This window comes from Psychrobacter urativorans (genome assembly GCF_904846675.1).
Classification (GTDB): domain Bacteria; phylum Pseudomonadota; class Gammaproteobacteria; order Pseudomonadales; family Moraxellaceae; genus Psychrobacter; species Psychrobacter urativorans_B.
Map to the genome: position 1 here is coordinate 1 of NZ_CAJHBT010000059.1, position 763 is coordinate 763.

A 763-nucleotide genomic window follows, 5' to 3' on the forward strand; every position below is an offset into this window, starting at 1 on the left:
AAGACGGCATGCCCTACGCGATGACCAATGGGAACGAATTAAAGACATTCTGCCTGGTAAATCAAGTGACGTCGGAGTGACTGCAAAAGACAATCGATTATTTGTAGAAGCAATACTCTATCGTTATAAGACGGGCATACCTTGGCGCGACTTACCTGAACGCTTTGGCGACTTTAGAGTAGTTCATACTCGCTTTAGTCGTTGGTCAAAGAAGGGTGTATGGGAGCAGGTCTTCAATCTTTTATCTGAGGAATCTGACAATGAATATGCCATGTTAGATGCAACCATTGTTAAAGCGCATCAGCACAGTGCTGGAAAAAACGGATCAAGCGGTTGGACGCAGCAAAGGCGGACTGACGACTAAGAGTCATACCCGTACGGATGCGCTAGGAAATCCTACTGGCTTTTATCTAACAGGCGGCGCCACTTATGATTTATGTGGCTCAGATGCGTTGCTGGCTCTCAGTATTAGCCACACATGGCTTGCGGATAGAGCTTACGATGCAGATGCCCGCGTCATTGCGCCTATTAAAGCCGTACAAGGTCATGCCGTTATACCGTCTAAGCGTAATCGGTTGCAGCCAAGAGAATTTGATAGACAACTCTATCAAGCACGGCATCTGATTGAGAACTTCTTTGCCAAGATTAAGCAGTACCGTGCTATTGCCACTCGTTACGATAAGTTAGCCAGTCATTTCCTGAGTGCCATACACCTAGTCTCTTGTGTCGTTTGGCTTAATTGATGACACGCCCTAGTTTAATT

1 pseudogene is annotated in these 763 nt (G+C 46.1%); it reads left to right on the forward strand.

Going from position 1 to position 763, the window contains the following annotated elements:
- Positions 1-743, forward strand: a pseudogene (locus JMY06_RS11700) (IS5 family transposase); the annotation flags it as partial.
- Positions 744-763 lie beyond the last annotated feature (20 nt).